Raw genomic sequence first — 14,765 nt, 5'->3', positions numbered from 1 at the left:
GTATTAAATTAAAATCTCTTAATTTAATACTCTACTTTAAATAAACTAAAATTCAAATTCATTTTCCCAATCAAATTCTTCTGATTTTTCTACACATTTAGGCCAATGATTGCACCATTCAGGAACTGATGGATTTTCAATTCTATCAATACTTGGAGTATATGGTTTTAAGTCGATAACAGGGCTATTATCATTAGCATCAATATATGGAATTTTTATTGTACCATGCTCATGGTCGATGCTAATAATTTGTACAGTAGTTAATGCTATTGGATTAGGTCTAATAGGTGACCTTGTTGCAAATATTCCCATAACATCAGGTGCTTTTTTATAAGGTTTTGGAGTTTCTAAGATACTTCTTGCTTCAACGTTATCAAATCCATCAAACCACCAGATTACATTTAAATGACTAAATTCATCAAGCTCTTTTAATGCAGGTATATACTTTTTATCCAATTCGATAGAAATTTCTTCACCTTGAACACGTATTTTTCCTATAGGATTTACTAAACTTTGTTTCATAATATTACCTCCAATTATTTGGTTTGTCATTTGTAATTTTAGAGTAAACCCTAACACCATGTGAGAGTCAATATAAAAAGGAGATAGAAGTATATGATTAAAAGGATAATACATTTTTAGCATGAAGCATAACGCCAGTGATAAGACAATCTTCATCAATATCAAAGGTAGCTGTATGAAGAGGAGAATTAATATTTTTTTCCTGATTTGCACAACCAAGGTGATAAAAAGCACCTTCACAATACTTCAAAAAATATGAAAAATCTTCAGCACCAAGAGTAGGTGTATCTTTAATCAAAATATTTTCTTTTCCAAATAATTCTACTGCATTTTGTTTAACATAATCCACAAGAGAATTTGAATTTATAAGGGCAGGATAACCTTCTTCAATTTCAACATCAATCTTTCCTCCAAATGTTTTGCAAGTAAAATAACAAACTTCTTTGATTCGTTTTTTTGAAAAGTCCCTGGTTTCTTGGGTTAAAGTTCTTAAGGTTCCTTTTATAATAACTTTATCACAAACTATATTTTCTTTAATTCCGCCTTCAATTTTTCCTAAAGAAATAACTACAGAATCAGTAGGGTTTGTATTTCGGCTAACAATTGTTTGCAAAGCAGTTATGATATGAGCAGAGATAACTATAGCATCAACACCTTGATGTGGATAAGCTCCATGACATTTTGAGCCATATACAGTTATACAAAGTGTATCTGTTGATGCATTTAAAGTATTGTATTTTAGTTCAATTAAACTTTTATCAATATTGGGATTTACATGAAGACCAAATATATAATTTACATCTGGATTTTTCATACATCCATCTTCTATCATAAGTTTGGCACCACCAATAGTTTCTTCAGCAGGTTGGAAAAAAAACTTTACATTTACATTTAAATAATCCTTTAATTTAAATAGTATATTACAAGTACCGAGTAAAATAGCAGTATGTGCATCATGGCCACATGCGTGCATTTTGCCTAGATTAATGGATTTATAAGGTGGATTGAGTTCTTCTGTTATAGGCAAAGCATCTATATCAGCTCTTATAGCAACTGTCTCAAAGTTTGGATTTACATTTATATATGCAGTCAATCCTGTGTGATTTTCATATTCAATATAACTTATACCTATTTCATCCAAATACTTAATAATTTTTTTCTTAGTTTGAAATTCTTCTAATCCAAGTTCTGGAGTTTTGTGTAAATCTCTTCGAATATCTATAACCCAATCATTTATATCATGGCAAAGAGCTTTAATATTAATCATAAAACACATCCTAACTATATTAAAAATTTATTTTTCTTCATTATTATAATTATATTATTCTATATAAATCATTATTCTGTATCAAGTATAAATAAAATGTCTTATAATTATAGTAGAGAGGTTTAGCATAAATTAGAATATATCATTTTAGAATAAGAGGTGTTTAGATGTTAGGAGTAATTGCGCCTTCTGGACCATTGAGAAATACAAGTCTAGAAGAAATAAAATTTAATTTAGAGAAGTATGGTTATGAAGTTAAATTTTCTGAAAGTTGTGGACTAAATTATAAAGGTTATTTAGCTGGGAATGATGATATTAGAGTAAGAGATATAGAAGAGATGTTCCTAGATGAAGAAGTAGATATGATTATGTGTTTAAGAGGAGGTTATGGAACAACAAGAATACTAGATAAAATAAATTATGAAATAATAAAACAAAATCCTAAACCATTTATAGGTTTTTCTGATATAACAGGTTTAAATCTAGCTTTTTATAAAAATTGTGGTCTTTTACCATATCATGGAATAATGGCAGCAGATGTAGCAAAATGGGATGAATTTACTTATAAATCTCTAGTAGATGCTTTAGAATTTAAAGATGAGCTATATTTAGAAAATCCAAAAGAAGAAAAGATTTATACTGTATGTGAAGGCAAAGCAGAGGGAATAATAATGGGAGGAAACTTATCTCTAATAATTTCTACAATAGGAACTAAATATGAAATAGATGCAAAGGATAAAATTTTATTTATTGAAGAAATTGGAGAATGTCAATATAAATTAGACAGGATGTTAACTCAATTGTATTCTTTAGGAAAACTGGATGAATGTAATGGTATAATTTTTGGAGATTTTAAAAACTGTATCAAAGAAGATGATTTAATAGAACTATTGGAGGAATTTGCACAGAAGGTTAATAAGCCAGCTATATATAATCTACAATCTGGGCACTGTATACCAATGATAACTATTCCTTTAGGAAGAATGTGTGAATTAGATGCAACAGAAAAAATGGTTAAATTAAAAAAATAGTGTGTATATAAATATATTAGAAGTATGGTATAATCTTATACAAGTAAAAATTTAGCTAGGAGGATAAAAAATGTCTGATGATAGAATAATTGACTTTAACGAATTAAAAAACAAAGTTAAAGATTCTGATGTAGATAAATTTGAGCAATACATATATAACTTATATTTTTCTGTTATGGATGGAAAGATGTCGATGGCTGAATTTTCAAGAAAAATATTTGATTATATGAAAGATAATGACATATCTCAAGAAAAGTTTATGAAAATACAAAAACAGTTCATGGAAAGATATGGTATGGACACTGAAGAAGTAGAAAAACAACTTAGAAACTTTGGAATCGACCCTTCTACAGCAGGTTTTATGAGTAATAATACTTCCAGCAAAGTATCTACAGAAGATTTAGAATCGTTTAAAAAGAGTGCAGGATTTTATGAGAAATATGGTGAAAAAATTCAACCTAAGAGTTGTATAACAACATTCATAAAAAATGATTTAAATGATATTAATGTAATAATAGATCAAGAAAAAATAATGCTTTGTAGTGATAAAAAAATAAATCTTATGGACTCAGAATTAAATGAGTTTTTATTAGAATATAAGAATATGTTTAATAAAAAGATAAAAGTAGTTATGTGTGAAACTACAAATAAATACGATTATTAAAAAATAAATTTAACTATTGAAGCAGTATAGTTGATTAGTATTATGTAAAAAATAGAAATCGCAATTTAATTTCTCTTACAGAAGACATGTAGAAGAACATTTAAATTGCGATTTCTATATTTACATACTTTAGTTATGTTAAATTAATTGTATTAAGTAATATTTGTATAGAATAATCTTATTATCAAAACTGTATCTCTATACAAATATATAAAGTATTTATTATAAACGAATTTCTTTTAATACATTAACTCCATTTTGAAGCATACTATTAAAAAATACTAGGTTTAAAATCTCCGCAGGATGAACATTGGGAATGTCATAAGTGTCTACTAAATTCATAGGAACAACTATGTTTTTTTTCATATCATATTGATTAAAATAAGATTTTAGTGTTATTGCAAATTGATATATACATATATCTGTGCAATCACCAACTATAATTATATTATCTATACCATCAAAGTTCAGATTTTCTAGTGCGAAAAATCCGTTAGTAGAGTTTTTAGGTAGAACTTGTAGATTTTCTATAGATTTAAGTTCATCAACCAATTCACTTTCCACATCATTTTCTAAACAGTGAACTGGATAACTTAAAAGTTCTATAGATTTGGGGGTATGACAATCAGTAAATGCAATTACTTTATTTAGTTTATTTGATATTTTTTTTGTGAAAATTTCAATTGGCTTTATCAAAGATTCTACTCTAGGGGAGTATAAGGCACCTTGTTTTGCAAAACCATTATTTACATCAATTATAAATAAAGCTGTCTTACTCAAATCGTAATTTTCTATTTTTTCTATTGGTAAATTATCTAAATTACTTTTTAAAGCTTCAAGTTCATTTAATAAGTTATCCATAAGTATACCTCCAAGCTAAATTTAATAAAATTGTACATATTAATCATATAAAAGTCAAGGAGTATAAACTACTATATAACTAGCTGTATTGCTTTGATTGTAAAAGTTTTAAAGCTATATCTGGATAGTTAGTAAAAATACCATCTACATTAAGGGCTAGGCAGTGTAGCATATCTTCTTCTTCGTTTACAGTATATACATTGACACCTAGTAAGTTTTTGTGACAAAGTTCAACTAGAGATTCATTTACTAGAATTAAAGGAGGATGAAGATAGCTATTTCCTAGAAATTTAGCAAATTCAACTACATTGTTTATGGGCAAGTAGCACAATAAAGCTGTTTTTATACTGGGGTCTAATTTATGAAAATTTTTTAAGCTATTACTATTAAAACTAGATATAAGAACTCTATTTTTCATATTGTATTTTAAAATAAGTTTCAAAACATCCTTTTCTATGTTAGTGTAATTTACTTTGTCAGTTTTTAGTTCTATATTTAAGATTAAGTCTGTAGGCGAAATTAAAATTAATACTTCTTCTAAAGTTGGAATTTTACATTCTTTATTGTTTTGGTAACCTTCAAAGGATGAGTTTAAGGTTTTTAGTTTTCTTAAAGTAAGGTCTTTTACAAAACCATGTCCATTAAAAGTTCTATCGACTGTTTCATCATGAATAACTACAACTTTTCCATCTTTAGTCTTGTGAACATCAAGTTCTATTCCGTATATATCCATATCTAAGCATTTTTTAAAAGCGAGAATAGTGTTTTCTGGATATTTTCCACTAAAACCTCTGTGAGCATAAATGTTCATTTGTAAAACTCCTTTCAATAAATATAACTTCTTCTTATAAAATTTTAATTAATATAATATATCATATTCTAAACAATATAATTATACATTAATTAAATAACAATTTATATATTATATAAATGTAAGAAAATAAAATCATATATGTGTTATAATATATTTTAAACATTATAAATATTACGAATTTAATAGTCATAATATATAAGTATAAGTTTATGCAAGCTCATGTGTTTAGAGCTTGCATATGTATTATTAATATATTTCTGTACTTAAAAAAATAAAATTCCAAAAGAATTTTTTCTATAGATTTAGTAGTAAGGGGGAATTTTGATATGTATGAAGTTAATTTAGAACGAGCTATGAATTATTGGATGGATTTGCTAGATGATTATACCAATCTAGCAAAAATTCCAAATGATTTTTTTTATAAAGATTGTTCTGACGAAGTTGTAGATGAAATTTTTAAGATTGATATTGAAAAACATGAAAAATTAATTCAGTATTCTAAAATGAATAATATAAGCATAAGTTCTATTATAGAAACTATCTATGGACTGATATTACAAAAGTATACATATGAAGATGATGTAGTTTTTGGAAAAACAATAAATATAATTCCAATAAGAGTTAAGGTTAGACAAAGCGAAAAATTTATAGATGTTGTAAAAAAATTGAAAAGGCAATGGAGTAGGTCTTTAGAATATGGATATTATTTACTATCAGATATAGAGAATAAAAATCATTTGAACACTAAACTTATAAATACAATATTTGTAGCTAAAAGTTTTGATTTATCATATGACTATGACATAGAAAAAAAAGGATATGATTTATCTGTAATAGTTTATACTAAAAGGGCATTAAAAATAAAAATAAAATATAAGCCATCTATATATAAAAGAGAAACTATTAGAAGAATATTAAATCAATTTGATTATATAATAGAACAGATAATAAGGAATAACAATATTTTAATAGAAGATTTGGAATTTGTATGTAAAAAAGAAGAAAGAATATTATTGAAAGATTTTAATGATAATAAATGTGAGATACCATATGACAGAAGTTATATTGATTTATTTAGGGAACAAGTTGAGAGAACACCTAATAATGTAGGTGCTAGAGATGAAAATAGAAATTTGACATATAGAGAACTTGATGAATTAACTGATAGACTTGCAGGTTATTTAAATCATATAGGGGTAAAAAGTGAAGATATAGTAGCTGTAATGTTGCCAAGAGACATTAATATAATTGTTACAGCCATAGGAATTATGAAATCAGGAGGAGCATTCTTTCCGATAGACACAAGTAATCCAGAAGAAAGATTAAATTACCTTCTTGAAGACAGTAATGCAAAAGTAGTAATAACTACAGACGAACTTAGATGTAAGGTTATAAATGAAAACACAATAGTAATTGATATAAATGATGAAGACATATTTAAAAACAGATATGACTTAACTGAAAAAATAACACCATCAAACTGTGCATATACAATATCTACATCAGGGTCAACTGGTAGGCCAAAGACTATAGCTATAGAGCATAAGAGTTTAGTAAACATGTGTTATTATAGTATAGAAGCTATAAGTGCTACAGAAAATGATAGATGTGGAATATATTTAAGTTTTAGTTTTGATGCTGTAATGAAACAACTATTTCCATATCTATTGATGGGTGCTTCAATAAACATTATGCCAGAAGAAGCAAAATTTGATGAATATACAGTAAATGAGTATTGTGAGGAAAATGATATAACTATATTAGCATTACCAACAGCGTTTGCAAGATTATTTATACAAAACTGTAACAATAGTTCACTTAGGGTTGTGCAGACTGGAGGAGAAAGATTAAAAGGATATAGAAAACGTAACTATGAGTTATATAATGAGTATGGACCAACAGAATTTACTGTTGTATCAACTTCTTTTCATGTGGATAAAGAGTATGGGAAAATACCAATAGGTAAGCCAATCTTTAATACTTATGCATATGTATTAGATAAAAAAAATAAACTATGTCCAATTGGAGTTCCAGGAGAACTCTGTTTATCAGGAATCCAAATATCAAGAGGCTATTTAAATAAAAAAGGGTTAACAGAGCAAGTATTTGTAGAAAATCCTTACAAAACTTGTGAACACAATAAATTAATGTATAGGACTGGTGATTTGGTAAGATGGTTAGATGATGGAAACTTAGATTATATTGGTAGGATGGATAATCAAGTAAAAATTGATGAATTTAGAATAGAGTTGTATGAGATTGAAAACATAATAAACAATATTGCAGAAATTAAAAGTGTTGTCTGTATATCAAGAACAAATGAGGACGGAGATATGTATATATGTGCATATTATGTGATTGATGATAATGATAGCGAAAAAATAAATGACATAACAGTTAGAGAATATTTAAATGAGCATTTACCTCCATATATGATTCCAACGATAATAATGAGGATAGATAAAATACCAGTTACCCCAATTGGAAAAGTAAATAAAAGGGCATTGCCAGAGTGATTTTGTATTATGACAGGTGTTATAAAGGGACTATAAAAATTTCTTTATGACACCTATTTTTAAGAATTAATCAATTGACATAAAAGAAAGAATTTTCTGTACATTTTTACTGTGGTGAAAATCTGTTTATAGGGATGATTATTGTATTTTTTATACTTTTCCGTGTTTTAAAGTGTTTTTATAACAAATTTAATTTTAATATAAAATTTTTTTTTACTTTTTATCTTAATTATTTTTAGTATAATCGAAAAATAAAAAGAAAATTAGCATAAAAATATCTAAAAGTAGAAATTAATAATATGGTATTAAATTTTAATAGTTTTTACTCGCTATTTGTAAAATAATAAAAAGTTAAGTTTTATATGTATATATGTTATAATATATACAAACTGAAAAGGGGTGAAAATTTTATGAACAAAAAATTACCTAAGGGAGCTTATGGTGAGGTTAGTGGAAAAGATTACGTTCCATACATCACAGATAAGTCCAGAACCGGTGGAAATGTAGCTGTACTGATTATCGGTATTATTTTAGCTGCCATTTTTGCCGCATCTACAACTTATTCTGGAATGAAAGCTGGTCTTACAGTTGCAGCAGGTATTCCAGGAGCTATAATAGGTTCTGCTTTTGTTGGAGCATTTGCTCGTCAAAAGGGTATTCTTGGTAAGAATTTAATCCAAGGTATGTCAAGTGGTGGAGAATCTGTTGCAAGTGGATTCATTTTCGTATTACCAGCAGTTATCTTAATTGGAAGCCAAATTACATTTTTAGAAGGCTTAGCTGTTGGAGTTGGTGGTGTTTTCTTTGGTATAGGAGTTGCAGCAATAGTTCACAATTATTTAATAGTTGAAGAACATGGTAAACTTATGTACCCAGAATCAATGGCTATATCTGAAACACTTGTTGCTTCAGAGGCTGGTGGAGACTCAATTAAATACATGGGAATTGGATTTGTAATAAGTGGATTTATCACTGTATTAACTGGTTCATTTTTAAATGTAGCAAACAATGTAATGAGTCTTGTAGGAAGTAAATTCTACAAATGGAAATTTGATATTGAAGTAAACCCTCTACTTTTAGGAATTGGGTTTATAGTAGGACTTGAAGTTTCTTTAACAATGTTTGCAGGAAGTATCTTATCAAACTTTGGTATTGCACCTTTAATAGGTTACTTTACTGATATGGCTAAAGATGGAGCTATGGTATGGAATAATCCTGCGATGCCTCTTAATCAAATGGATGTTGGAGCTATATCTAGTAGTTATGTAAAATATATAGGTGCTGGTATGATGCTTTGTGGAGGTATTATTGGTGCAATAAAACTTATTCCAACTATAATCGCTTCTATAAAAGAAACACTTAAAGCTAAATCAAGTACTGGAGATGCAGAAGAAGGTTCATCTATACAAATGATACTTTTATTAGGTGGAGTAGTAGTTGGATTCTTAGCAGCGTTCTTAATTTCTGGTAACATTGCTATGGCAATTATTGGAGCTATCATATCTCTTTTATTATCTTTATTATTCGTCATAGTAGCTGGACGTTTAACAGGAACAATAGGAACATCAAATCTTCCAGTTTCTGGTATGACTATAGCTTCTTTAGTTATTGTAACATTAGTATTTGTTGTAATGGGATGGACTGATTTAGAAGCTAATAAATCATTACTTTTATTTGGGTCATTTATAGTTGTTGCTATTGCTATAGCTGGAGGATATACTCAATCTCAAAAAGTAACTTACATCATTGGTGGTAGTAAAAACGAAATGCAACGTTACTTCACAATTGCAAGTATAGTTGGTGTTATAGTTGTTGTAGGAGTAATCTTATTACTTTCTGACCAACTTAAAGCTACTGGTGATAATGTACAATTTGCATTACCACAAGCAAACTTAATGTCAACATTAACTTCTGGTATTATGTCAGGTAGTTTACCTTGGGTTATGATTATTGTTGGAGTATTTATGGCAATTGTGTTATATGCATTAAAATTACCAATAATGACTATAGCTATAGGATTCTATTTACCAATAGCAACAACTTCTATAATATTAGTTGGAGCATTAATTCGTCTATTTGTTGAATTAGTATCTAAATCTGAAAAAGAAAAAGAAGCTAAAGTTTCTAATGGTATAAGTTTATCTTCTGGTCTTGTTGCAGGTGGATCTATCATTGGTTTAATAGGTATAATATTACAAGTAACTGGAGTTATAACTCCAAAAGTACCAAGTGGATTTGCTGCGACAAATTCAATGGCAATTGCTTTACTAGTAGTTCTAGTTGTACTTACAGCATTACCTATTATTTTATCTAAAGTAAAAAATAATGAGCAAGAGTAATGATGTTTTAGATATTGTATTTAAAATTACTGATGGACTTGAATATGAAGTAGATGAAAATAGTATTGTAACTATACTTGAAAAACAGGACCATAAGATTCAAAGATTTTTTAGAAAGTTAAAAGCTAGAATACCTAAATATAAAAAAATAGAGCTAGATGAATATTCTAGTTTCGTATTTTTACAAATTGATGGTCAAAAGACTGTTAGAGAAATAGGTGAAAACTTAGAATCCAAATATGGAGAAGAATCTCATCCACTTTATGAAAGGTTGTTGGTTTTTTTAAATCATATTGATGTCAATTGTCACTATGTTGAAAGAATGGATATAGACATATAAGAAAGAATTATTATAGGATATATCTGAATATAAAAATTAGAAGATAGTTATAAAAGAGCTATATGTTTTTAAAGACATATAGCTCTTTTAAATATTTATAACTTATAAACTTAAAGTAAAGGTCACTAAACTTAGATATTTTAATATTATTTATTATTAGCTATTTCGTCAGCTAAATTATTTAGATATTCCCATCTTTCATATTTGTACTCAAGTTCTTTTTCCAGTTTTGATTTTTCATCTAAAATTTCTTGAAGTTTAGTAAAATCAGTTGCAAATTTTGAAGTACTTTCATCAAGTTTTGCAATTTTAGATTCAAGTTTTTCTATGTCAGAATCAATATTTTCAAACTCTCTTTGCTCATTATATGAGAATTTAAGTTTTTTATCATTTTTAGGTTTTTCTTTTTTTGGAGTAGTTGAATCATCATTTTTAAGTGATTCTTTTTTAGACTCTTCAAATTCAATTCCTTGAATTTCTCTATAAATAAGATAGTCACTATAATTACCTGTATAAATATGAATTTTTCCATTTCCTTCATATGCGAATATTTTATTACAGATTCTATCTAGGAAGTATCTATCATGTGATACTGTAATTACTACACCTTTAAATTCATCAAGATATTCCTCTAATATTTTTAGTGTTTCAATATCTAAGTCGTTTGTAGGCTCATCCAAAAGAAGTACATTAGGAGCTGTCATAAGAATTCTAAGAAGGTGTAGTCTTCTTCTTTCACCACCAGATAGTTTACCTATCAAAGTATACTGCATAGTACCATTAAAAAGGAATCTTTCACACATTTGAGAAGCTGTAATCCTAGTACCATCAGAAGTTTCTATATAATCGCTAGCTTCTTTTACATAGTCTATAGCCCTTATATTAATGTCCATATGAGAATCATCTTGAGAAAAGCAACCTATTTTTACAGTTTCTCCAATTGAGATATATCCACTATCAGGGGCCAATTTCCCATTTATTATGTTTATTAGAGTTGATTTACCCATACCATTTTTACCTATTATACCAATTCTATCTGTACGTGCTAAAGTATATTCTAAGCTATCTATGACTGTATTTTCTTCAAAAGATTTAGATATATTGTGTATTTCTATTATTTTATTTCCAAGTCTACTTGAGGCAACAGATATATCGATATTTTCATCAAGTTTGAAAGAGTCTCTATTTACGAGTTCATCAAATCTTTGTAGACGAGCTTTTTGTTTTGTACTACGAGCTTGAGCTCCACGTCTAACCCAAGCAAGCTCTGTTCTAATTAAATTCTGTCGTTTATCTTCCATACTTGATTCTAATGTAAGTCTTTCCATTTTCTTTTCTAAAAATATTGAATAATTACCATCATAGCTAAATAATCTACCTTTATCTAATTCAATTATTCTATTTGTAACACGGTCTAAAAAATATCTATCATGAGTTATCATAAGCAATGAACCTTTTCTTGAATTTAGGTATTCTTCAAGCCAATCGATGGTATCATTATCTAGATGGTTTGTTGGTTCATCTAGTATTAAAAGCTCACAAGGAGTAATAAGAGCTGAGGCTAGAGAAACTCTTTTTCTTTGACCACCAGAAAGCTCTATTATTTTTTGATTAAAATCATTTATACCAAGCTTAGTAAGTACAGATTTGGCTTCACTTTCTAAATCCCAAAGATTTAAAGCATCTATCTTCTCATGTATAGATAATAACTTTTTATTTAGTTCATCTGTAAAATTAGAATTAAGTTTTTCTAAAGTTTCTTGATACTTACCAAGTAGTTTTAATTCTTCTGAAGTCCCATTAAATACTTGTTCTAGAACAGTTGAATTTTCATTATAAGTTGGGTTTTGAGGAAGATATTCTACTCTAGTACCATTAGCCTTTGTTATATTGCCAGTTTCACTTTCTTCAGCTCCTGCAATAATTTTAAGTAAAGTAGATTTACCAGTACCATTTACACCAATAAGTCCTATTTTTTCTCCATCATTGATACCAAGAGATATATTTTCAAGTAATTTTTTTTCAGAATAGCTTTTACTTATGTTTTCCAATGTCATTAAATTCATATAATTCACCTTTATTTCTAATCTATTATTTTTCAAAATGTTGGTAATCTGGGTTTTTCCAATATCCGCCCCAACTCCAACCTCTGCTTACAAAAGCATTATAACAATCATCACCCTTTTTTATCATTCCAAATTTTAAAGTAGACCTATCTGCATAAACAGTGCTTACCTTAGGGCTAATATTGTCTCCAGAAACATGTGGGTTTTGCAATGGATTTATATCTATGGCTCGTCCTTTACCATGATTTGAGACAGTATTTGTACCAGCTACAGTTCTATAACAAAATGCAGATGTATTATTATCAGACATAGATTTTTCATCTACAGCGTCATAATCATCTATTAATTTAATTTTTTCAATTGGATATTTTTTTTCATATAATTCTTTAAAAATATCGACAACTTCTGGAGCTAGTTCACTATTTACTATCATTTCACCTTGATGAGTTTTTTCATCAAATCCGTAGTAGGTAAGTTTCAAGTAAGATAAACTATCAAAGCTTATAGGTTCATCAGAAGGCATAGATTTACCAATCATTTTGTTTTTTATATTATCTGGTATTGAAGAAGATGAAAAAGTAGGCTTAATATTGTTATCTTCCTGCTTTTTAGTAGAGTTTTGATTATTTTTAGAATCATCTGTTGTATTATTTTTATCTTGCATAGTTTCTTGACTTTTTATATTATCTTTTTTGTTGGATTTAGAGAAAAATATCTCATATATAGATAGTAAGGCAAGAAATAATACAGTTATTACAATTGTTAGTTTTAATTTATTAATCTTCTTTCGTTTTGACTTTTTACTCATATTATCCCCCATGTTAGATTCATATAAACTATATATATTATACCTCATAAAAATAAACTAGGCTAACAATATTTAGTTAACCTAGGACATTTCATATATAGTTTCTCCTATTATTTTTATACCAGTTTCAATATCCTCAAAAGAGAGTCTCGAAAATCCAAGTCTTAAAGTGTCAGAACCAGAGCCATCTGTAAAGAATAAATCTCCAGGCATGAAGATAACATTTTTTTTATAACATTTTTCTAGTAACTTTCTAGTATCTATATTCTTAAGCTTTATAAATATATGCAAGCCACCATCACCTAAGATATATTCCGTTTGTATATATTTTTTTACACATTCATAGGCGAAGTTAAATTTATCCCCATAGAATTTACGTATTTTTTTTACGTATTTTTCAAATCCCCCATTACTTAAATAATCAAATAAAATACCTTGGTCTAAAAAAGATACATGTATATTTCTGCACCTTTTTACACTTTCTAACTTATCTATAACTTTTTTATCTGCAAATATCCATCCAATCCTCATTCCAGGAAATAAAATTTTTGAAAAACTACCAATATACACAACGCCATTATTCATATTATCAAGAGAGCAGATGGGAAATATATGAGAACTATTGTAGAGTAACTCTTCATTAAAGCCATCTTCTATAATTGCTATATTGTATTTTTTCATAAGGTTATAGAATCTATATCTATTTTCAGGAGTCATTACAATTCCCGTTGGATTATGATAAGAAGGAGTAATATATGCAAATTTTATTTTATTTTTGTACTCAATTAAACGATTTTCGAGAATATTGAAATCTAAACCATTTTCACATATATCCACACCTAAAATATTGAGATTGTGTGACTTCATAATTTTTATAGCTGTGTTGTGAGTAGGATTTTCACAGATTATATAGTCTTTTTCTTGAGTGAAAGAGGACATAATAATATCAAAGCCTTCTGTAAATCCATTTGTAATTAATATATCTTTGTTATTAATATCAACCCCCTTATTTGTCATATATTCCAGCAAATAGTCAATAAGAGGTTTATAACCTTGTGCATATCCATAGTTAAGTAGTTTGTGACCTTCTAATGAGATTCTATTTAAAAAAGATTTTTTTAATTCCTCCATATCAAATAAATCTCCATCGGGAGATATACTTTTAAATGATATTAGGTTAGAGCTCCAAGGTATTTCACTTTTTATAATATCTAATTCATTAGCTTTTTTAGAGTATGTATTCTCTAAACAATCCCAATTTAAAGACCATGTAGTGTTCGAAGATTTATTTTTTGAATTAACAAATGTACCTTTTCCTGAAACAGAGTAGATTAAGCCTTCTGATTTTAGTTCTTCATAAGTTAAGACTATGGAATTTCTACTAACTTGTAAAAGCTGACTAAGCTCCCTTGTAGAAGGGAGCTTACTATTGTCTGGAATTAATCCTTTTGATATCATATCACTTATATAATTTTTAATTTGTATATAAATTGGTTCACTATCATTTAATCTTAGATTTGAAAATATCAAATTACCA

12 protein-coding genes are annotated in these 14,765 nt (G+C 27.7%); 5 read left to right on the top strand and 7 right to left on the bottom strand.

Annotated features, from left to right (window positions below; all coding sequences use genetic code 11):
• Positions 1 to 45 precede the first annotated feature (45 nt).
• Positions 46 to 522, bottom strand: coding sequence for an SAM-dependent methyltransferase (locus tag KGF41_RS06435; protein WP_227827268.1), 477 nt, complete (start codon positions 520 to 522; stop codon positions 46 to 48).
• A 97-nt stretch (positions 523 to 619) separates the two neighbouring features.
• The gene (locus tag KGF41_RS06430; protein WP_227856514.1) at positions 620 to 1,789 is read right to left on the bottom strand and encodes a M20 family metallopeptidase; all 1,170 of its coding nucleotides are present in this window, start codon (positions 1,787 to 1,789) and stop codon (positions 620 to 622) included.
• Positions 1,790 to 1,956: 167 nt separating this feature from the next.
• Here KGF41_RS06430 and KGF41_RS06425 point away from each other — a divergent pair, with 167 nt between their 5' ends.
• Positions 1,957 to 2,820: a S66 peptidase family protein gene (locus KGF41_RS06425; protein ID WP_227827270.1), complete on the top strand. Its 864-nt coding sequence runs from the start codon at positions 1,957 to 1,959 to the stop codon at positions 2,818 to 2,820.
• Between the two features lie 70 nt (positions 2,821 to 2,890).
• Positions 2,891 to 3,484 (top strand): DUF3867 domain-containing protein, encoded by a 594-nt coding sequence (locus tag KGF41_RS06420; RefSeq protein WP_227434304.1) that lies wholly within the window; start codon positions 2,891 to 2,893, stop codon positions 3,482 to 3,484.
• Positions 3,485 to 3,706: 222 nt separating this feature from the next.
• On the opposite strand, the gene KGF41_RS06415 is transcribed toward KGF41_RS06420, so the two are convergent.
• Together KGF41_RS06415 and KGF41_RS06410 are read right to left on the bottom strand one after the other, a co-directional pair.
• Positions 3,707 to 4,345, bottom strand: coding sequence for an isochorismatase family cysteine hydrolase (locus KGF41_RS06415; protein ID WP_227856513.1), 639 nt, complete (start codon positions 4,343 to 4,345; stop codon positions 3,707 to 3,709).
• A gap of 79 nt (positions 4,346 to 4,424) precedes the next feature.
• Positions 4,425 to 5,156, bottom strand: a complete 732-nt coding sequence (locus KGF41_RS06410; protein ID WP_227827272.1) for a glycerophosphodiester phosphodiesterase — start codon at positions 5,154 to 5,156, stop codon at positions 4,425 to 4,427.
• A gap of 329 nt (positions 5,157 to 5,485) precedes the next feature.
• On the opposite strand from KGF41_RS06410, the gene KGF41_RS06405 reads away from it, so the two are divergent.
• The 3 genes from KGF41_RS06405 (at position 5,486) to KGF41_RS06395 (ending at position 10,354) form a co-directional block, all read left to right on the top strand.
• The gene (locus KGF41_RS06405) at positions 5,486 to 7,675 is read left to right on the top strand and encodes an amino acid adenylation domain-containing protein (RefSeq protein WP_227841939.1); all 2,190 of its coding nucleotides are present in this window, start codon (positions 5,486 to 5,488) and stop codon (positions 7,673 to 7,675) included.
• Positions 7,676 to 8,085: 410 nt separating this feature from the next.
• Positions 8,086 to 10,014 carry an OPT family oligopeptide transporter gene (locus KGF41_RS06400; protein WP_227827274.1) on the top strand — a complete coding sequence of 643 codons (1,929 nt, stop codon included), beginning with the start codon at positions 8,086 to 8,088 and terminating at the stop codon, positions 10,012 to 10,014.
• Positions 10,001 to 10,354: a PqqD family protein gene (locus KGF41_RS06395; RefSeq protein WP_227827275.1), complete on the top strand. Its 354-nt coding sequence runs from the start codon at positions 10,001 to 10,003 to the stop codon at positions 10,352 to 10,354. The genes KGF41_RS06400 and KGF41_RS06395 overlap by 14 nt, the downstream gene beginning before the upstream one ends.
• A 146-nt stretch (positions 10,355 to 10,500) precedes the next feature.
• On the opposite strand, the gene KGF41_RS06390 is transcribed toward KGF41_RS06395, so the two are convergent.
• The 3 genes from KGF41_RS06390 to ddlR all read right to left on the bottom strand — a co-directional run bounded on the left by KGF41_RS06390 (position 10,501) and on the right by ddlR (position 14,758).
• Positions 10,501 to 12,420, bottom strand: coding sequence for an ABC-F family ATP-binding cassette domain-containing protein (locus tag KGF41_RS06390; protein ID WP_227827480.1), 1,920 nt, complete (start codon positions 12,418 to 12,420; stop codon positions 10,501 to 10,503).
• Between the two features lie 25 nt (positions 12,421 to 12,445).
• Positions 12,446 to 13,228: a M15 family metallopeptidase gene (locus tag KGF41_RS06385; RefSeq protein WP_227827276.1), complete on the bottom strand. Its 783-nt coding sequence runs from the start codon at positions 13,226 to 13,228 to the stop codon at positions 12,446 to 12,448.
• Between the two features lie 81 nt (positions 13,229 to 13,309).
• Complete coding sequence (gene ddlR, locus KGF41_RS06380; protein ID WP_227827277.1) at positions 13,310 to 14,758, bottom strand: transcriptional regulator DdlR; 1,449 nt, start codon at positions 14,756 to 14,758, stop codon at positions 13,310 to 13,312.
• Between the last annotated feature and the right edge of the window lie 7 nt (positions 14,759 to 14,765).

This window comes from Clostridioides sp. ZZV14-6150 (genome assembly GCF_020657875.1).
In the GTDB taxonomy this organism is placed as follows: Bacteria; Bacillota; Clostridia; order Peptostreptococcales; family Peptostreptococcaceae; genus Clostridioides.
This window is presented reverse-complemented; position numbering and strand designations above follow the sequence as displayed.

Bases quoted from the DNA above. Each gene is read 5' to 3' on its own strand.
- KGF41_RS06435 (WP_227827268.1), bottom strand. From the start codon at position 522: ATGAAACAAAGTTTAGTAAATCCTATAGGAAAAATACGTGTTCAAGGT.
- KGF41_RS06430 (WP_227856514.1), bottom strand. From the start codon at position 1,789: ATGATTAATATTAAAGCTCTTTGCCATGATATAAATGATTGGGTTATA.
- KGF41_RS06425 (WP_227827270.1), top strand. From the start codon at position 1,957: ATGTTAGGAGTAATTGCGCCTTCTGGACCATTGAGAAATACAAGTCTA.
- KGF41_RS06420 (WP_227434304.1), top strand. From the start codon at position 2,891: ATGTCTGATGATAGAATAATTGACTTTAACGAATTAAAAAACAAAGTT.
- KGF41_RS06415 (WP_227856513.1), bottom strand. From the start codon at position 4,345: ATGGATAACTTATTAAATGAACTTGAAGCTTTAAAAAGTAATTTAGAT.
- KGF41_RS06410 (WP_227827272.1), bottom strand. From the start codon at position 5,156: ATGAACATTTATGCTCACAGAGGTTTTAGTGGAAAATATCCAGAAAAC.
- KGF41_RS06405 (WP_227841939.1), top strand. From the start codon at position 5,486: ATGTATGAAGTTAATTTAGAACGAGCTATGAATTATTGGATGGATTTG.
- KGF41_RS06400 (WP_227827274.1), top strand. From the start codon at position 8,086: ATGAACAAAAAATTACCTAAGGGAGCTTATGGTGAGGTTAGTGGAAAA.
- KGF41_RS06395 (WP_227827275.1), top strand. From the start codon at position 10,001: ATGAGCAAGAGTAATGATGTTTTAGATATTGTATTTAAAATTACTGAT.
- KGF41_RS06390 (WP_227827480.1), bottom strand. From the start codon at position 12,420: ATGAATTTAATGACATTGGAAAACATAAGTAAAAGCTATTCTGAAAAA.
- KGF41_RS06385 (WP_227827276.1), bottom strand. From the start codon at position 13,228: ATGAGTAAAAAGTCAAAACGAAAGAAGATTAATAAATTAAAACTAACA.